The organism is Candidatus Thermoplasmatota archaeon (assembly GCA_035541015.1).
GTDB lineage: Archaea > Thermoplasmatota > SW-10-69-26 > JACQPN01 > JAIVGT01 > DATLFM01.
Genome location: DATLFM010000110.1, coordinates 1 through 18,155, shown reverse-complemented (window position 1 = coordinate 18,155; position 18,155 = coordinate 1). Strand labels below are relative to the sequence as shown.

Annotated in this window: 17 protein-coding genes; 4 read left to right on the top strand and 13 right to left on the bottom strand. The window is 70.4% G+C overall.

Translation table 11 applies throughout. The features are described from left to right. Positions 1-56 precede the first annotated feature (56 nt). From VM681_10815 to dnaJ, 3 genes are read left to right on the top strand one after another with little or no spacing between them, the layout of a single operon-like run. On the top strand, positions 57-602 hold the full coding sequence (locus VM681_10815; protein HVL88476.1) for a nucleotide exchange factor GrpE: 546 nt from the start codon (positions 57-59) through the stop codon (positions 600-602). Further along, positions 592-2,478 carry a molecular chaperone DnaK gene (dnaK, locus tag VM681_10810; protein HVL88475.1) on the top strand — a complete coding sequence of 629 codons (1,887 nt, stop codon included), beginning with the start codon at positions 592-594 and terminating at the stop codon, positions 2,476-2,478. Before VM681_10815 ends, dnaK begins: the two co-directional genes overlap by 11 nt. 14 nt (positions 2,479-2,492) lie before the next feature. Beyond that, positions 2,493-3,599 carry a molecular chaperone DnaJ gene (dnaJ, locus tag VM681_10805; GenBank protein ID HVL88474.1) on the top strand — a complete coding sequence of 369 codons (1,107 nt, stop codon included), beginning with the start codon at positions 2,493-2,495 and terminating at the stop codon, positions 3,597-3,599. A 3-nt stretch (positions 3,600-3,602) separates the two neighbouring features. Here dnaJ and VM681_10800 read toward each other — a convergent pair whose 3' ends face one another. From VM681_10800 to VM681_10745, 12 genes are all read right to left on the bottom strand, one after another. Then, positions 3,603-4,628: a metallophosphoesterase gene (locus VM681_10800; GenBank protein HVL88473.1), complete on the bottom strand. Its 1,026-nt coding sequence runs from the start codon at positions 4,626-4,628 to the stop codon at positions 3,603-3,605. Between the two features lie 36 nt (positions 4,629-4,664). Beyond that, on the bottom strand, positions 4,665-5,966 hold the full coding sequence (locus tag VM681_10795; GenBank protein HVL88472.1) for a hypothetical protein: 1,302 nt from the start codon (positions 5,964-5,966) through the stop codon (positions 4,665-4,667). Further along, entirely contained in the window at positions 5,963-7,264 is a 1,302-nt protein-coding gene (locus VM681_10790) for a hypothetical protein (GenBank protein ID HVL88471.1), read from the bottom strand. Before VM681_10790 ends, VM681_10795 begins: the two co-directional genes overlap by 4 nt. A gap of 146 nt (positions 7,265-7,410) precedes the next feature. Further along, a complete protein-coding gene (locus tag VM681_10785; protein HVL88470.1) occupies positions 7,411-8,694 on the bottom strand; it encodes a hypothetical protein in 1,284 nt (427 codons plus the stop codon). Positions 8,695-8,769: 75 nt separating this feature from the next. Further along, the gene (locus VM681_10780; GenBank protein HVL88469.1) at positions 8,770-10,107 is read right to left on the bottom strand and encodes a 3-isopropylmalate dehydratase large subunit; all 1,338 of its coding nucleotides are present in this window, start codon (positions 10,105-10,107) and stop codon (positions 8,770-8,772) included. 49 nt (positions 10,108-10,156) lie between these two features. Further along, on the bottom strand, positions 10,157-10,321 hold the full coding sequence (locus VM681_10775) for a hypothetical protein (protein ID HVL88468.1): 165 nt from the start codon (positions 10,319-10,321) through the stop codon (positions 10,157-10,159). Between the two features lie 46 nt (positions 10,322-10,367). Beyond that, a complete protein-coding gene (locus VM681_10770; protein HVL88467.1) occupies positions 10,368-10,943 on the bottom strand; it encodes a hypothetical protein in 576 nt (191 codons plus the stop codon). Further along, positions 10,940-11,566 (bottom strand): thiamine diphosphokinase, encoded by a 627-nt coding sequence (locus VM681_10765; GenBank protein HVL88466.1) that lies wholly within the window; start codon positions 11,564-11,566, stop codon positions 10,940-10,942. Before VM681_10765 ends, VM681_10770 begins: the two co-directional genes overlap by 4 nt. Next, positions 11,563-12,228: an ABC transporter ATP-binding protein gene (locus tag VM681_10760; GenBank protein HVL88465.1), complete on the bottom strand. Its 666-nt coding sequence runs from the start codon at positions 12,226-12,228 to the stop codon at positions 11,563-11,565. Before VM681_10760 ends, VM681_10765 begins: the two co-directional genes overlap by 4 nt. Further along, the gene (locus VM681_10755; GenBank protein ID HVL88464.1) at positions 12,225-13,856 is read right to left on the bottom strand and encodes an ABC transporter permease subunit; all 1,632 of its coding nucleotides are present in this window, start codon (positions 13,854-13,856) and stop codon (positions 12,225-12,227) included. Before VM681_10755 ends, VM681_10760 begins: the two co-directional genes overlap by 4 nt. Then, positions 13,853-15,004, bottom strand: coding sequence for a thiamine ABC transporter substrate-binding protein (locus VM681_10750; GenBank protein HVL88463.1), 1,152 nt, complete (start codon positions 15,002-15,004; stop codon positions 13,853-13,855). The genes VM681_10755 and VM681_10750 overlap by 4 nt, the downstream gene beginning before the upstream one ends. Next, the gene (locus tag VM681_10745) at positions 15,001-15,813 is read right to left on the bottom strand and encodes a thiamine-phosphate synthase family protein (GenBank protein ID HVL88462.1); all 813 of its coding nucleotides are present in this window, start codon (positions 15,811-15,813) and stop codon (positions 15,001-15,003) included. Before VM681_10745 ends, VM681_10750 begins: the two co-directional genes overlap by 4 nt. Before the next feature lie 95 nt (positions 15,814-15,908). Here VM681_10745 and VM681_10740 point away from each other — a divergent pair, with 95 nt between their 5' ends. After that, on the top strand, positions 15,909-16,913 hold the full coding sequence (locus VM681_10740; protein ID HVL88461.1) for a hypothetical protein: 1,005 nt from the start codon (positions 15,909-15,911) through the stop codon (positions 16,911-16,913). Positions 16,914-16,986: 73 nt separating this feature from the next. Here the strand turns inward: VM681_10740 and VM681_10735 are convergent. Continuing rightward, a partial coding sequence (locus tag VM681_10735; protein ID HVL88460.1) for a hypothetical protein occupies positions 16,987-18,155 on the bottom strand: 1,169 nt, incomplete at its 5' end.

Below are 18,155 nucleotides of genomic sequence, written 5' to 3'. Positions count from 1 at the left end.
GGCCCGACAAAAGGTTCATATGGAACCGCTTTTTTTGTCGGCCTTCGGGGAGCCCTTTGTCGAGCGAGACGCCGCCGGTTGCGACGGAGCGATCGTCCGCCCCTTCGGAGGAGGCCGACCGTCTCCAAGCCGAGCTTGCCAAAGCGCAGCAGCTCGCGCAGGACCGGCTCTCGCAGCTTCGGTATCTCCAGGCCGACCTTGAGAACCTTCGCAAGAGCTTCGCCCGCGAGCGCGCCGAGGTCGAGCGTCGCGCGGTCGAGTCGTTTGCGCGCGACCTCCTTCCCGTCCTCGACGACTTCGACCGCGCGCTCGCGACGCTCCCCGACGGTGACGAGCGTCGCGGGCTTTCCCTCCTGCACGGCAACCTCCTCTCCGTTCTGCAGGCGCGGGGGCTTCGGGCGCTCGATCCCGTCGGCAAGCCCTTCGACCCGTTCCTGCACGAGGCCGTGGCGCGCGAGAGCTCCGACAAGCCCGAAGGCACGGTCCTCTCCGAGATCGTGAAGGGCTACGCGGTGGGCGACCGCGTGATCCGTCCTTCGCAGGTCCGGATCGCCGCTTCTCCCCCGACTGCCACTCCAGAAGGTGATTCCCATGACGCGTGAGAAGATCCTCGGCATCGACCTTGGAACGTCCAACAGCCAAGCCGCCGTCATGATGGGCGGCAAGCCCACCATCGTCCCGTCGGCCGAAGGCGCCACGGTGGCCGGCAAGATGTTCCCCTCCGTCGTGGCCTTCACCCGGGACGGGCAGCTGCTCGTCGGCGAGCCGGCCCGCCGCCAGACCGTCTCGAACCCCGAGGGCACGGTGCTTGCCGCCAAGCGCAAGATGGGAACGAGCCACGCCTTCCGCCTGCACGGCAAGGAGTACACGCCCCAGCAGATCTCAGCCTTTCTCCTGCAAAAGATCAAGCGCGACGCCGAGGCGTTCCTCGGCGAGCCCGTGACAAAGGCCGTCATCACGGTTCCCGCATACTTCAACGACAACCAGCGCACGGCGACCAAGGACGCCGGACGCATCGCGGGCCTCGAGGTCGTGCGCCTCGTGAACGAACCCACGGCCGCCGCAATGGCCTACGGCCTCGACAAGGAGGGCGACCACAAGATTCTCGTGTTCGACCTTGGCGGCGGCACGCTCGACGTGACGATCATGGAAATGGGCGAGGGCACGTTCAACGTGCTGTCCACCTCCGGCGACACGCAGCTTGGCGGCACGGACATGGACGCTGCCCTTGTCGACTGGATCGTCTCCGAGTTCCGCCGCGAGCAGGGGGTGGACCTTCGCAAGGACGCCATGGCCATGCAGCGGGTGCGCGAGGCCGCCGAGAAGGCCAAGATCGAGCTCTCCACGGTGCTCGAGACCGACATCAACCTCCCCTACGTGACGGCGGACGCCTCCGGGCCCAAGCACCTGCAGCTCCGCCTCACGCGCGCGAAGCTCGAGCAGATCGTGGCGCCCATCGTCGCGCGCTGCATCCACCCCGTCGAGCAGGCGCTCGCCGACGCCAAGCTAACGAGGGGCGACATCGACCGCATCGTGCTCGTGGGCGGCCCCACGCGCATGCCCGTCGTGCACAAGTTCCTCGAAGAGCGCGTCGGCACGAAGGTCGCGCGCGGGGTGGACCCGATGGAATGCGTGGCGCTGGGCGCTGCGATCCAAGGCGGCATCCTGGCCGGAGACGTAAAGGATCTCGTGCTGCTCGACGTGACGCCGCTTACACTGGGCATCGAAACCCTCGGCAAGGTCCTCACACCCCTCATCGAGAGGAACACCACCATCCCCACGAAGAAGAGCCAGATCTTCTCCACCGCCTCCGACCTCCAGACGGCCGTGACCGTGCACGTGCTCCAGGGCGAGCGGCCCATGGCCAAGGACAACGTGAGCCTGGGCCAGTTCAACCTCGTCGGCATCCCGCCGGCGCCGCGCGGCGTCCCGCAGATCGAGGTCACCTTCGACATCGACGCCTCGGGTATCCTCCACGTCTCCGCAAAGGACCTCGGCACGGGCAAGGAGCAGAAGATGACCGTGACGGCCTCGACCAAGCTCGCTGACGCCGACGTCCAGCGCATGGTGCGCGAGGCAAAGGAGCACGAGGAGGAGGACAAGCGCCGGCGGCAGGAGATCGAGCTTCGCAACGAGGCGGACGCGCTCGTCTACGCCGCCGAGAAGGCGATCGCCGAGCACGCAAGCAAGGTACCCAAGGAGGTGCTCACCGCCGTCGAATCGGCAGCCCAAGACGTGAAGTCCGCCCTTGCAAGCCAAGACGTCGCCAAGGTTCGCGCTGCCAAGGATCGGCTCGAGAAGGCGCTTGCCGGCGTGGGGCAGGCGGTGTACGGCAGCGCCGCAAGCGCGGCCGCGCAGGCCACCGGCGGGCCGGACGCCCGAGCGGACGGCTCCGGTGAGGGCCACCGCGTTCACGTGCGAGATGCGAACGAGAAGCCGGAAAACGTCGTTGACACGGACGCCAAGCGGGAGCCGTAGGAATCGGCGGGGCCATGGCGGACAAGCGCGACTACTACGAGGTCCTCGGCCTTGACCGCGACGCCACGCCGGATGCGATCAAGAAAGCCTTCCGCCAGCTTGCCCGCAAGTGGCACCCCGACGTGAACCCCGGCAACCCGGAAGCCGAGGCGCGCTTCAAGGAGATCAACGAGGCGTTCCAGGTCCTTTCCGACCCGCAGCGGCGCGCCCAGTACGACCGTCACGGGCACGGCGCGTTTGCGCCCGAGGACGTCGCCGGCTTCCGCGGCTTTGACATCAACCTCAACGACCTCTTCCGCGACTTTGGGCTGGGGGATCTCTTCGAAGCCTTCGGCCGGCGGGGCCCGCGCCAGGGCCTGGATCTGCGCGCCGAGGTCGAGATCGACCTCGAGGAGTCGTTCCAGGGGACGGAGAAGCCTGTCCTCGTGGTCCACGCCCGCGGCTGCGCGACCTGCGAGGGCACGGGCGCCACGCCCGGCAGCATCGAGACCTGCCGCGCCTGCGGCGGCGCGGGGCAGGTCCGCCAGGCTCAGCGCACGGCGTTTGGGCAGTTCGTGTCCATCCAGCCGTGCGCCGAATGCGGGGGGCGCGGCCGATTCTCGCGCCAAGCCTGCCGCGACTGTCGCGGTCAGGGCCGCGTGCGAGCGGAGGAATCGCTGCGCGTCCGCATCCCGCCTGGCATCGAGGACGGCCACCATCTCCGCGTCGCGGGCGCCGGTGAGGAGGGCGAGCCCGGCGCGCCTCCCGGCGATCTCTTCGTTCTCGTGGGCGTCCGCCCGCATGCCGTCTTTGAGCGCGAGGGCGCAAACCTCTTCTGCGTCACGCGGATCGACCTCGCGACGGCCATCCTCGGGGGAACGATCGAGGTGCCAACGCTGGAGGGGGAGGAGAAGCTTCCCATCCCGCCGGGCACGCAGAGCCACACTCTCTTCCGGTTGCCGGGCCACGGCATGCCCGAGGTGCGCGGCGGCCGCCGCGGGGACCAGATCGTCCGCGTGGAGGTGGAGATCCCGCGCAAGCTCTCGGCCAAAGAGCGGGAAGCCGTGCGCGAGCTTTCGGGCCAAACCGGGAAGCCCACGACGGGCCGCGGCTTCTTCGACAAGATGCGCGGCTACCTTTGACGGCTACGCCGCGCGCTCGATCGTCCCCTCGTGCAGGAGGTTCGCGTCCCCGTCGTAGAATCGCAGCGCAAGCGTCTCGCCCTCCACGCTTGCCCAGACGAACCCGAGCGTGTCGCCCTTCTGGAAGTACGCCTCGTTGCGGGAGGGATCGGCAAGCGGGCGCGTCTTGGCGCCTCCGCCGCTGATGACAAAGTGCGTCGCGCCGCAGGAGGGGACGGGGGCGAGCCACTGCAGATCGTGCTCGTGGCCGGCGAAGAAGACGTCCACCTTGTCGCAGATGGTCGCCTCGAACCACGCGCGAAGCTCCGGGGCGGCGTTGCCGTGCTGGCCGTTGCTGATGTACGGATAATGCGCGTGGGCGAACGTCCACGTGGCTCCGCGTGCGGGAAGCTCACGCGCAAGCCACGCAGCCTGCGCGGCGCCCTCGGGGTCCTTGCCCAAGGCGGCTCTCTGTCCGAAGATGAGGTAGGTGTCGAGCGCGAAGAACGCAAGCGCGCCGTGCTCGTGCTTGTAGTGTCGCGCCGGCATTTGCCACTTCTCGCTGGGTCGGTCGGTCCGCTGCGCGTAGGCGACTTGGAAGTCGCCAAGCGCCCAGGCCTCGCGCTGCAGCCCGTTGTCGTGGTTGCCAAGCGTCATGTAGAAGGGGATGTCGAAGGCCGCGTAGGGGGCTTCGAACTTCTCGAGAAACTGTGGGTCGTAGTGGCTCGTCACGCCGACCTCGTAGATGTTGTCGCCCGTTCCGACGACGAAGTCGCAGCCGAGTTCTTCGCACACCGATAGCATGGCCGCCGCGACGCGGTGCTGCGCGGGCGTGCCCGTGCCTTGATCGCCCAGGACGAGGAAGCGAACGACCTCTCCGGCCTGCGGATCCGGTGCTGGCGGCGGAGGCGGGTCGCGCTGCGTGCGTGGATCGTCCGGGGGAGGTCGCGCGGTTTCGGAAGGGCCCAGGCACCCAGAGGCAGCAACGATCGAGACAAGGAACAGAACCACAAGCGAGGCGTGGCGCACGAACGGCATTGCGCGCTCCATGGCTTAACGCTTATCGGCGGGTCCTGAAACGGCGTCTCAAGCCAGAGGCGCGCGCGAGTCCGTCCGCTCAGTTTCCTCGCGGATCTCAAACGCCCGGTGCGCGTCGATGCCAAGGTCGCGCGCAAGCCGCGCCAACGTCCGCTCCTCGTCGCGTGAGATGCCGCCGCGAAGCGCCATGCGCACGGCCGCGCGGTAGGTTTCCTCGCGGTCGGAGGGCGGAACGGCAGAACCGCTGGCGGGCACGGCCGCCTGCGCGAGCCGGTCCGCCGCGCGCTGCAAGGGCGCGATCGCGAACACGAGCAGGCCCGCGGCCGCGATCCCGACGTACGGGTTCTCTTCCCCGCCGAAGACGACCTGCGCCGCTTCGCTCACGACGAAGAAGACCGCGATGAAGGCGGCGGCGATCGTCCCGCGGCTGATGGTCCAGCGCACCTTCACGTCGATGCCAAGGAGCTGGTGGCGAACGATGGCGTAGGCGAGGAGCAGGACGCTCGCGAAGCGGGCAAGGCCGTGCAAGGAGCGGGGCTCCACCAGGATCTGCGCCATCGCGGCCAGGGCCACGGCAAGCGGCAGCCATGCGACCGTCCGCGCGGCGGCGGGGCGGGGGGAGATCCGCACGTTGCGAAGCCACAAGGCCGACAACGCAAGCGTCGGTGGCAAGAACCCCACGAACACCGCCGGCGTGAAGAAAGGAAGTGGGCCCGTGTGGCGCCAGGCGCGAAGGATCTCGACCCCGACGACGTATGCGATCAGGAGAATGAGGGCTGCGCTGAGGAGGTAATACTCCTGCCGCGGCTCGCGGTGGTACCGAAGCGCGAAGAGAAACGTGCAGTACCAGAAAGCGGCCAAGGCCACGCCTGCTGCTTGGCCGCCCAGGAACAAGGCTGCAGCGAGCGTGGGCGCGGCCGTCCAGACCGAGACGAGCTGACCGTCCACGTACAGGCCGCTTGCGATCTCCCAGTGGAGATAGGCCGGAAGGTTTGGCACGAGGACGACCCACAAGGCTGGAAGGACAGCTAGGAGGGCAAGCCGTCGTTCGGAGGAGCTCAACGGCCTTGGGAACAATGCCGCCAGCCCGACGATTCCAACGGCCGACAGGACAAACAACGGAGCGCCGGCAGCCAGGAGCACGACGGCCAAGGGGCTCGTCAGGAGGGTGAGGTCCCGCACGACGAGGCTGTTGCAGGCGAGGGCCAGACCAAGGCCGATCGCAAAGAGCGCGAACCGCCGGTTCACGAGCGTCCGCGGACGGATCGAGCCCACGAAGACCCCCACGGCTGCCAGCAGGAGGGCGCCTGCGACGTTGAACAGGGCGGCCTGCGAAAGATCCGGCGTCAAGACCGACTCCTCCCGGCCGTCGGCCGCTTGGCGGCAAGGTCCGCCTCCACTTCGTTTCGCAGCTCAAGCGCCCGACGGTGCGAGAGCCCAAGCTCGTCGGACAAGTGCGCAAGCGCAAGCTCCTCCTCGGTCGAGAGACGATGGTCACGAAGCGCGAACCGGGCTGCGGTGCGGAACGCGTCCTCCTTCCCCGCGGCCCTCCGCAAATCGTCGCCTGGAACCGCCGCCTGTGCGAGCCGGTCCGCCGCGCGCTGCAAGGGCGCGATCGCGAACACGAGCAGGCCCGCGGCCGCGATCCCGACGTACGGGTTCTCTTCCCCGCCGAAGACGACCTGCGCCGCTTCGCTTGCGACGAAGAAGACCGCGATGAAGGCGGCCGCGATCGTCCCGCGGCTGATGCCCCAGCGGACCTTCACGTCGATGCCAAGCAGCTGCATCCGCAAGATCGCGTAGGCGAAGACGAGAACGCCAAGGGTCCGCAGGAAGCCGCGCGGGCCGGTCGGCCCGTCCAGCCGTGCCCACAGCAATCCGGCAAGGGCCGCGCCCAGCGCGAGAAGCGCGAGGTTCCTGCACGCCGCCGCCTCGGGACCCTCGTTCGCGTTGCGGAGCCAAAGTGCGGCCAGAACCGTGACGATCGCGATCGAAACGGCGGCCGTCGCGACCAGCTCCGGCGGTCCAACGAACGTGGGCGAGCCGTCGGTCGTGCCGGCTCCCGCGACAAAGCCCACGTACGGAACGAGCGCGGCGGACATCAGCAAGAACTGTCGGCGGGCGACGGGGTCGCTCTCGCGACGGTAACGGAGTGCCGACATCACGAGCAGGAAGGTGAGCGCGCCGGTGACCGCGACGTACGCCAACACGGCCGCGGCGTAATGGGCGACCGAGCCGACGATCGGGTTCCGCGGGGCAAGAGCCGTCACGGCCGGAACGGCAAGAAACGAGGCGACCGCCACGTAGAGCACCCCGATGGCCAAGGCCAACGCAAGCGCCGGCCGGTCCCCCGGGGCAAGGGGATGGGGAAAACGGGTGGCGACCCGCGCCGCAAACCCCGCGCTTGCGACGATGGACCCCAAGCTCACCCACGCCACAAGCGTTCCCGCTGCGGTCCCTTGGAGGATCTCTTGCAAGAAGACGTTCAAAAGCAGCACGCCGGTCCCGAAGGTCACCGCAAACGCCGCAAAGGCGACGTTGCCGGAAGCGCGCGGCTTGACGGATGCGACGAAGACGCCCAAGGCAACAAGAAGCGCGCCGCTTGCCGCGTTGAGGATGCTCCCCGCGTCGGTGGCGATCTCGACCAACGAGCGGAACTGACGACGCGTGAAGGCTTAAAGCGCGCGTCCGCCGGATCGGCGGGGCGAGCGGGTCTTGCTGCGCAACGCCGCTCACCTCGTCGAACGTCGTCGAAGCGTACCAGGCCACGCGTCGAGCGCCGTCGCGATCACGATCACGCCCAACGCGCCTCCGTCGACGCTTGCGACGCTTCCTTTTCGACGGTCTCGCGGAGGGACAGCGCCGTCGACGCGTCGATGCCAAGCTCGGCCGCAAGATCGGCCAAGTGGCGCTCCTCGGCCCTCGTCACCCTCCCCTCGCGGATCGCATACCGCACCGCCGCGCGATAGACGTCCTGCCGACGGGACGCGGGAGTTCCAGCCGGCGTGGCCGTTGTCGGCGAGCCGACCGGAACCGCCGCGTGCGCCACCCGGTCGGCAAACTGCATGAGCGGCGCAATCGCAAAGACGAGAAGGGCCGCCGCGGCGATGCCGAAGTACTCGTTGTCCTCGGTCGAAAAAACCACTTGCGCCGCTTCGCTGATGACGAAGAACACCGTGATGAAGATCGCGGCGACGGTCGTCTTGCTGATGCCCCAACGGACTTTCACGTCGATGCCCAGGAGCTGGTGCCGGACGACCGCGTACGACAGGACGGCAACCGTGAGCAGGCGCGCGATGCCGTTGAGGCCGATCCCGCTGCCGAACTCCGCCCCCGCAAGCGCGCCTTCCAGAAGCCCCGCCACGGCGATTCCAAGCCCAAGCCACGCGAGGTTTCTCCCGACTCTCGGTCTGCCCGCGCGATGCCACGACCAAAGCCACGCGAGCGCGACCACGACTGCAAACACGACGAAAAGCTCCGACGCCCCACGGATCACCGGATCCGTGGAGAAGGCTCGGCCGGTGCTGCTGAACGGATAGAACGTGAGCGCGGCGGCAAGCAGCGGCGTTCGTTCGAGGATCGCCGGAGCCGCCGCGCGGCGGGCGACGCGCGCCGCCATCACAAGCAGCAACCCATACCACAGGCCCAGGCTGATCCATGCGAAGAAAAGGTAGAACGGTACGCCCGGGCCAAGCGCTGCGATGGTGGGTGACTCGTCCGTCAAAACGCCACGGCCCGCCCAGGCCATTGCCGCAACGGTAACGACGGGAATCAAGAGAAGCACGCGCTCGCCGGGCGCAAGCCGGGCCGGGACGACCCTCAGCACGAAGGCCGTTGCTGCAATCTGCGCAACCGAGAATCCCGCGGCAGCCCACGACAATGCCAGGACAAGCGGCGACGCGGGGCCCGCGACGACGGCCAAGTTGATGCAGGAAACGGCGGCACCAAAAGCAAACAGGAATGCTGCGACGGCCGTCGCCTGCTCCGTCCGGGGCCGCACGGAAGCCACGAACAGGCCAAAGGCGATCACCGCGACGCCGCCGGCTACGTTGAACGCGGTCGTGAGCTCCCAGTCCACGAACCGCCCAAGCGGTAGGGAATCTTAAGACCTACTTGGGCTCGAGTTCAAGCAAGCGGATGACTGCCGAAGGGCTCACGCCGTCATCGGCCGCTCGATGTCGCGCCGCATCTCCTTGCCCACGAACTCGCGCGGGTCCACGAGCCGGCCCTCGATCGCCGTGACCGCCGCCGTGGCGGGCGAGACGAGGTACGAGAGCGATTTGGGGTGGCCCATGCGCCCGACGTAGTTGCGGTTGCTCGTGGAGACGCAGATTTCCTGCGAGGCGAGCACGCCGCCCATTCCGCCAAAGCACGCGCCGCACGAAGCAGCGTTGAAGATGCCGCCGGCCTCGGTGACGATCTCGACGATGCCTTCCTTGAGGCACTGCTTGTAGATCGACGTGGAGGCGGGGAAGACGACAAGGCGCGTTCCGCGGGCCACCTTCTGTCCCTTGATGATCCGGGCAAGCGTGCGCATGTCCTCGAGCCGCGCGTTCGTGCACGAGCCCACGAAGACTTGGTCGACGCGCGGCACGTCCACCTCGCGCACGGGCCGCACGTTGTCGGGCGAGTGCGGCATGGCGACGACGGGCTCGAGCGCCGAGGCGTCGATCTCGATCGACTTGGCAAAACGCGCGTTCGCGTCGCTGCGCAGGCCCGCGTACCGCTCGACCTCGCCGCGCCGCCCGTTCTTGACGTCGACGTTGCGGAGGTATTCGAGCGTCTTTGCGTCGGCGGGAATGATGCCGGTCTTCGCCCCCATCTCGGTCGTCATGTTGGTGAGCGTGAAGCGCTCGTACATGGGCATCTTCTCGATGGCCGAGCCGTCGAACTCGACGGCCATGTAGCGGCCGCCGTCGTCGCCGATTCTCCCGATGATCGAGAGCACGAGGTCCTTGCTCTGCACGGGGAACGACAGCTCGCCCGTGATGCGCATGCGGAAGGTCTCGGGAACGCGAAGCCAGATCTCGCCCGTGGCCATGACGGCGGCCATCTCCGTGGGGCCGATTCCGGATGCAAACGCGCCCATCGCGCCGGCCATGTTGCTGTGGCTGTCCGTGCCGACCATGAGGTCGCCGGGCAGCACGAAGCCCTCCTCGACCATGATCTGATGGCAGATGCCCTGGTTCCCGATGTCGTAGAAGTGGCGAATGCCCCACTTCTGCACGAACTCGCGGATCGTCGCGTGGAGCTTGGCCGACGCCTCGGTCGACGCGGGAACCCAGTGGTCGATCGGCACGACCACGCGGTCGGGGTCCCAAAGCTTCGTCGCGCCCATCTCGTCGAGCGGCTTTACGACCTGCGCGCACGCCTCGTGCGCCATGGCGACGTCCACCTTCGCGTCCACGATCTCGCCGGGCGACACCTCGCGCTTGCCCGCCTTGAGAGCGAGGATCTTCTCCGCAAGCGTGTGGGGCGAACCCGAAGCCATGCGTACGGTTACACGCGCGGGTGAGATAAGCGTACCGCCGACGCGGCGGCTACAGCCGCGCGGACGCGCCAAGCTGCGCGCCCGCCTTGCCCTCTGCGGCGTCGAGCGCGCGGGCGACGACGTCAGCGAGCGACTCGCGCGGGTGCGCGCGGTGGCGGGCGAGGCGGTCGCGGAGCGCGACGGGGATGCGGATCGTCGTCTGCTTCTTTGCCATGGGAACCGCGGCGTATACACACGTATACGTATGTATACATACCGGCTCAGGGCGCGCTCGGGCGGGACGCGATCCGTCGGAAGCTTCCAAGCGTGACGACGGCGGGCACGGCGCGCAGGTCCTCCGGACGGTGCCGTTCCGCCCACCGGATCGTGCCCGCGGCCGTTGCGCGAAGCGCGAGGTCGACGCCCCAGCCCGTCCACTGTTTGCTTCCCCAACGCGGCGCGCCCTCGCCGCCGTGTCGCACGGTCTGCGGCGGCTCGCGGATCGGTACGGAGAGGACCATGTCCGCCTCGCGCAGCGGGCCGTCCTCCGAGCGAAGCCGGCCGGCGACGGTGCGGCCCGCGTCGCGCTCGTCGATGCGAAGCGCCCGCTCGGGCACGCGCCAGGCTCGCGCTTCGGGGAAGCGCTCGTGGAGGAAGTCGCTGCCGTCGTCCGAGTTGACGAAGACGTCGGGCGCGGCGTTTGCGTCGGCGGGGAGAAGCACGAAGGCGTCGAAGGTGCCGTGCGTGCGCGTGCGGAGGCGGATCCACTCGAAGCGGCCCGGCACGTGTGCGTATGGCGCGTAGAACTCGTAGGCGACGTCGCCGTCGTCGGGCGGCGCAAGGAACCTCGCGGTCACGGTCCCTCCGCGACGAGGAGCACGACGCCTTCGTGTACGGACAGCAGCGCGCCGTCGCGCTCGACGCGGTTTGAGAGCCCGCGCGAGGATCCCCACGCAAGCGGCTGTCTCTCGATGTCGTAGGCGGTGCCTTGGAGCGTGACCGTGGCGCCGCCGGCTTCGGGCAGGAGGTGGAAGCGCGCGCCGCGCGGGGGAAGCGGAAGCCTTCCGGGCGCGGGGACGAAGCGGAGCGTCTCGCCGGCGCCGACCATGAGCGTCTCGACGCCGGAGGCTTGTGCGCGGCGCAGGAGCGCGACGTTCGCGAGGAAGTGGGCCGTGGAGCCGCCGTGCGCGCCCGCGATAAGGAGGCGCCGCGGCGAGAGTTCGAGGGCCTTCTTGAGGGCGGCCTCGCCGTCGGTGAAGTCCTTGCGGCGGGGAAGCTCGACGAGGTTGGCGCCGCGGCACTTCTCCAGCACGGCCGGGTCGATGGAGTCGAAGTCGCCGACGATCCAGTCGGGGATGCGGCCGGCGGCGACGAGGCCGTTGGCGCCGCCGTCGGCGCACACGAGGACGTCGCAGGCGTCGAGGAGCCGAAGCTCCCGTTCGCCGGGGGCGTCGCCGTGGAGCACGAGGCCGACGATCATGCGCGCGCCTCCGGAAGCCCTTCGACGCAGCGGCCGTCCACGAGCGTCCAGAGGCGGTCGGCGAGGCGGCGGGCCTCGTCGCGGTCGTGCGTGACCCACAGCGCGGCGACCTTGCGTTCGGCAAGGAGCGCTTTCACGCGCGGAGCAAGCTCGTCGCGCAGGTCGCGGTCGAGCGCGCTCATGGGCTCGTCGAGGAGCACGGCGCGCGGCCGGGCGGCAAGCGTGCGCGCAAGCGCGACGCGTTGCCGCTCGCCGCCGGAGAGCTCGTCGGGCCGCGCGTCGGCCTTGCCCGCAAGCTCGACGAGGGCCAGCCACGACTGGGCTTCCGCGCGCTCGCGGTCGCGGGGGATTCCCTGGTACCGCATGCCAAAGGCCACGTTCTCGCGCACGGAGAGGTGGGGGAAGAGCGCGGGCTCCTGGAAGAGCATTCCGACGCGGCGCGCGTGGGGCGCCAGCGGGTCGAGGGGGTCGTCGTTCCAGCGGATCGTGCCGCGGTAGTCCCGTTCGAGGCCGGCGACGCAGCGGAGGAGCGTGCTTTTGCCGCTTCCGGAGGGGCCAAGGAGGAAGCCCGACTCGCCCGCCGGGACGGCGAGGCTTGCGCCGCGCAGCGTGGGCGGCCAGCCGGGGTACGTGAACTCGAGGTTCTCGATGCGGAGCGTCAAGCCTCGGCCACTCCCCGGGGGCGCGCGCGCTCGACCACGAGGTAGGCCATGGCGGCAAGCAGCATGAGGATGGCGGCAAGCGCGGTGGCCTGGGCCTTGCGAAGCGGGTCGAAGGGCGCGTCCATGCGGGCGATCCAGACCGCAAGGGTGGCCGTGTCGTCGCGGGCGAGCAGAAGGCTTGCGCCAAAGTCGCCCAGGCTGACCGCCGCGGCAAGCCCGGCGGCCAGCAGAAGCGGCCCGCGCAGCTGTGGCAGGTGCACCCGACGGACGACGTCCAACGGTCGCGCGCCAAGCGTCGCGGCCGCCTCGTCGAGGCGCCGGTCGCGGAGGTCGAGCGCGGGCAGCACGAGGCGCGCGGCAAACGGGAACGCGAGCAGCGCGTGGGCGATCACGACAAGCGCGGCGCTCTCGCGAAGGTCGAAGGCGCTTCCCGCGCCAAAGGACAGCAGGAGCCCGAGGCCGACAAGGAGGCTCGAGACGCCAAGCGGGAGGGCCGCCGCGCCCTCGAGGACCTGGCGCGCGCGGCGCGGGAACGCGCGCGACCCGTAGGCAAGCAAGAGCGTGAACGAGAGCGCAAGCGCGACGGTGGCCGCTGCGTAGGCGAGGCTGCGGGCGACGACGGCGGGAAGGTCGAAGCCGGCGAGGTGGCGCGGGTGGCTTGCGTCCCACACCGCGCGCCAGGCTTCGAGGCTCCACTCGTTTCCCACGCGGAAGGCGCCTGCGAAGACGGCAAGCGGGGGAACGAGGGCCACCGCAAGGAACGCCGCCGCAAGGGCAAGGTCGCGCCGGCGCGCGGGCGCCCGGCGCGCGGCGGCGCCAAGGGGAACGGAGAGGTCGCGGCGGCGAAGGCCGAAGTACGCCGCGAAGAGGCCCACGTTCACGACAAGCTGCAGGAGGCCCAGCGCAGCGGCCCGATCCTCGCGCGGGAACGCGCCGCCGAGGTTCTGGTAGAGCATGGTCTCGAGCGTGGAGACTTGTCCCTGGCCCAGGAACAACACGACGCCAAAGCTCGCGAAGGTGAGCAGGAACACGAGGACGGCGACGGCCGCAAACGCGGGCCACAGCGCCGGCAGCGTGACGCGAAGGAACGCCGAGGTGGGCGGCGCCCCCAGCGTGCGCGCGGCCTCCTCCAGCGCAACCGGCCGCCGCTCGAGGGTGCCGTGGAGCACGCGCGCGGCAAATCCGTAGTTGTAGTACGCGTGCGCGATCACGACGGCGCCCAGCGGACCCACGGCGGCCAAGGCGTCGACGCCAAGAAGGGTTGCCGAAAGCCCGCGGGGACCCAGCGCGTGCTGCACGCCGTACACGACGACGAAGACGGGAAGCACGAACGGCGCGGCGTGCACGGCAAGCTGCGCGCGCGTCCACGGCACGCGGCGGCGGTGGAGGAACCACGCGAGCGGGGCCGCGACCAAGAGCGTGAGCGCGACCGACAGCGCGGCCTGCAAGACCGCGCCCCCGACGCGCCCTCGGACGTAGTCCGACCCCATCCACTCCCACGCGGCGCTTCCCGGGGGCGCTGCGGCCAGGACGACGGCAAGCGGGCCAAAGAAGAACGTCGCGAGGAAGGCGACCGGCGCGGCCAGAAGAAGGAGCGCCGTCCGCCGGGCGACGGGAGCAAGCGTCACGCGCAGTTCGCCGCCTCGCAGAGGTCGACCCACTGCCGGACCCACGTCTCGAGCCGCTGCGCGAGATCCCGGTACTCGAAGCGGGCGGGAACGAACGTGTCGGGGGCGGGGTCGAGGTCGGCAAAGGTGCCGTTCACGCGAACGCCCGGCACCGCGGGGTAGACCGCGCGCAGCGGCGCGGCCATGTCCTGGAACTCGTCCGTGAGCGTCCACTCGATCCAGGCTTTGGCTGCAAGCAGGTTTCGCGTTCCCTTCAGGATGGCCATGGTCTGGATCTGCTGGAAGGTCGCGTTGTCGGCCACGAGCGCCGACGCGGCGTCCTCCCGCGGCCGCCCATAGAAATGCTCGTACGCGGGGCTCGTGCTGTAGCTCGTGACGATCGGCTTGTCGCCAAGCCCGCCCGCGTCCACGCCGTAGCCGCCGCTGAAACGCTGCTCGTACGCCTCGGTCCAGCCCGCCGTCACGACGACGCCGCCGGAAAAGAGGTCGCGCCAGTACGCCTTCCAGTCGTACGGCGCGCCCTCCGGGAACGTGGCGATCGTCGCGAGGAGAAAGCCCAGGCCCGGCGTGCTCGTTCGCGGGTCCTGCGTGACGAACAGGCGCGCGTGGTCACGGACGTCGAGCAGGCTCTCGAGGTGGGCTTCGCGAAGGTCCGGGTGGCGGGGGTCCCAGTTGATCGCGATGTACCCGTGGTCGACGGGCGTGGCCGGCCACGCGCCCGAGTCCGGGAAGAACCGGTAGCGCGCGTCCACGCGGTCGGCAAGGAACGGCTTGTACGCGTGGAGGATGCCCTCGGCCTCCGCGCGAGCGAGAAGGACGTTGTCGAGGCCGTAGATCACGTCGAAGCTGGGCGCGCCCTTCTCCCGGATGGCCCGCGCAAGCGCGGCTCCCGTGTCGTCGGCCTGCACCTGCAGCACGCGCGCGCCGGTGAGGTTCTCGAACCGCTGCTTGGCCTCCTCGAAGCCCCACGGGGCGCCGTGGTCGAGGATCGTGAGCGTCACGCCGGAGAGGCGCGGCCACGACGTCCCGTCGTAGCCCTTGACGTCGTCCGGGCCGGGGTCCGGGGACCGCGGCGGGGGCGCGGCGCACCCGGCGAGAAGGAGGGCGATCGCAAGCGCGGCGGGGACGAGCAGTCGGCGGGGGCTCATGGTCTCACGAGGTTCCGTTCGATCGCGACGATCCGGCGCGCCACGTCGCGCGCCGACGGGCCGGCGACGTAAAGGCACGGCTCGATCCCGAAGGCGCCCGGATCGTGCACCGCGAGGATGGGCGGCCGCGCGGCGCGGACGGCCGCGGCAAAGTCCGCGTCCGGGTCGCCTCGCGCCTCGCGCCTCCGCGAGACGTCCACGGGAGCGAGCCCCTCCCGCGCGGCGGCGCGGCGCGCGTCGTCGCCCCCGCGCACGCTTCCCATCGCCTGCACTGCGGGATCGCGCGCGCGGGCGCGCAGCAGGCAGCGCGCGAGGTGGTCGCTTGCGCCAAAGGCCGGCGGCGCGGGCGCGACGAGACGGCCTGCGGCCTCCACGATGCGGCCGGGGAACGCGGCCACCCGCGAGGGATCGGTCGCGTCCTGCGCCGCGCGCGCGAGGTTGATGCCGATCTGGGGGACAAGCGCAAGCGGCGCGGCGGCCGCAAGCGCGCGCTCGGCTTCCAGAAGGTCGTGGAGCGCGTCGTCGGCGCCCGACCGCGCCGTTTCGAGGACGAGGGCGGCCCACGCGTCCGGCCGGGCCGACGGTGGGTCCTGAAGCTCGCGGCAGAGCTCCTCGGCCAGGCGCGCGGCGAGCGCATCGGCGGGCGGCGGCTTCGCGGCGAGGTAGCGGCTCACCATGCTCTGCGTGACGCCAAGCGCCTGCGCGATGCGATCCTGGCTCCATCCCTCGCGGGCAAGCTCCCGCGAGGCAAGCGCCCGGACGAGGGGCGCCAGCGCCTCGGTCGTGGCGAGGAAGGCGGCAAGGCCCATGCGCGCGGCATGCGGGCGGACGTATAACTAGATGATGGCCCGTCATGAACGATTCATACGGAAAGGTTTTCGGGGGCCGCGGCGCTGGCGGCGACGTGACGGAGCTTGACGCGTGGCTTGCCGCCGAGGGCGCGCGCATGCGCCCGTTCGAGGGCCAGCCGGGGCCGGAGCGCTTCGGCAGCCCTTGGGCCGAGCACGAAGCCCTCACCGCCCGCGTGGCCATCCTCGACGCTCGCCGCCACGCGCGCTGGCTGCTGGCAGGACCCGATCGCGAGCGCCTCCTCCACGGCGTCCTTTCAAACGAGATCCGCGGGATGAAGCCCGGCGAGGCGCGCGAGAGCCTGCTCCTGGACCCCAAGGGTCGCCTCGTCGCGCGGCTTGCGCTCCTCGAGACCGACGCCGCCTACCTCGTCCTCGCGGAAGCCGGCTGCGCCGCCGCCGCCAAGACCACGCTCGAGCGCTACCTGCGCTTCTCGAAAAGCCGCATGGGCGAGGCGGACCTCGACGAGATCCGCCTCGTGGGCCCGCTTGCCCCGCGGCTCTTCGAGCAGGTGACCGACGGCGAAGCGCCCAAGGACGGCACGTTCGTGCAGGCCGGAAACGCCTACGCGCGGGCGTTTGCGTTCGGCGAGCTTCCGGGCGTCCAGTTCCTCGTCCAGCGCGACGAGACGCTCGAGATGTGGAAGCTCCTTCGGCAGGCCGGCGCGCAGCCCGCGGGGTTCGCGGCGGAGGAGACCGCGCGCGTGTGGGCCGGAGAGCCGCGCTTTGGCGCCGAGCTTTCGCCCGACGTCTTCCCGCAAGAGGTTGGACTCGATCCGCTCGTGAGCTTCGCGAAGGGCTGCTTTGTGGGCCAGGAGACGATGGCGCGCATCAAGAATCTCGGCAAGGTGAACCGCCGGCTCGTGCGCGTGCGCTTCGACGCGAAGGAGCCGCCCGCGCCCGGCGCAACGCTCTCGCGCGACGGCAAGGACGTGGGCACGGTCACCTCGTCCGTGAAGCCCGGCCACGAATCGCCGGTGGGCCTCGCGTTGGTGCGCGTGGAAGCCGCTGAGCCAGGGATGCGCCTTTCGGCAAGCGGCGTTGCGGCGACCGTTTTATGACCCTAAAAGGTAAGACGAGAAAAGAAAAGGGTGGGGAGGCGCCGAGGGTTTGCGCCTCCCGGGTTTCATCGTTCTAGAGGTCGCGCCGTCCGCGCAGCGTAAGGCACGCGGCCGCGGCGATGGCGGCGCCGCCGACGGCGACGCCGATCCACGCGGGGCTGCCCACGATCGAGGCCGACGCGACGGACTGGATCGTGATCTCGTGCACGCTGAAGTGGGGCACCCACACGAGCACCTCCACGTGGTTGGCCGCGATCACGACCACGAACTTCGATTCGGGGCCGCCGCGCTGGAGGTCCTCGAAGCTCGCCGCCATGCGCGCGTCGCCGCCGTCGAAGAGCACCGAGACCTCCTCGGGCGCCATCACGGAGAGGATCGCGCGGGGCAGGCGGAAGGTCACGATCTTGCCCTCGTGCTGCGGGCTGTCCACGGTGAGGATCGCGCGGCCGGACACGGCCTCGCGAAGACGGACCTCGACGCCCGTGTAGTCCACGGTGCGAAGCTGCGCGTCGGCGGTGATCTCCGCCTCGGCGCCAAGGCGCCGCTCGGCGATCGCGCGGGCCTTCGCGGAAACGAGGGGCTCGGGCTCGTCGCGGAACTGCGCGGGGCGGCCGTGGAACAGGAGCGCGTGGTGCGGCTCCTGGCCGCCGTTTGGCTCGCAGCGGACGTTCGAGGCGGCGATCTTGGCGAGGACCTCGCGGCCGTTGTCGGACACCGACAGGCGCACGGCGCCCTTGCCCGTGAAGACGCCGTGGAAGGCGCCGCCAAGGTACACTTCGCCGTCGCCCTGCTTGGCAAAGACGCCGTCGGCGAGCTTGAAGACCACGCCGGCCTCCTGCGCGCCGCAGGCCGCCACGGCGATGCCGCCGCCCGGGCCGTCGTGGAAGCCGTACGCCGCCACGCGGCCGCGGGCGAAGAGCCATCCGTGGTTCTGGACGTCGAGGATCGGGTTGCCGCCGCGCACGGACATGCCGTAGAAGACGCTCGTGCCCTCCACGGTGTAGCGCGTGACGTCGCCGGTCCGCTCGTCGAGGTGGAACTTCACGTGCTGGCCCATCGCGACCCCGTCGGCGTAGCGGAAGCCGCACCGCCGCTCGGGGCGCGTCTCCTCGCGCATGGCGCCGCTTTGGTCGTACGCGCGCGCGGTGGGCGTGCCGTACACGGGGCAGGGGTGGGGCTCGGGCGGGGGCCGCACGTGCTGCGGCGCGAGGTACGCGCCGGCGCGGGCCTCCAGGGAGCGGT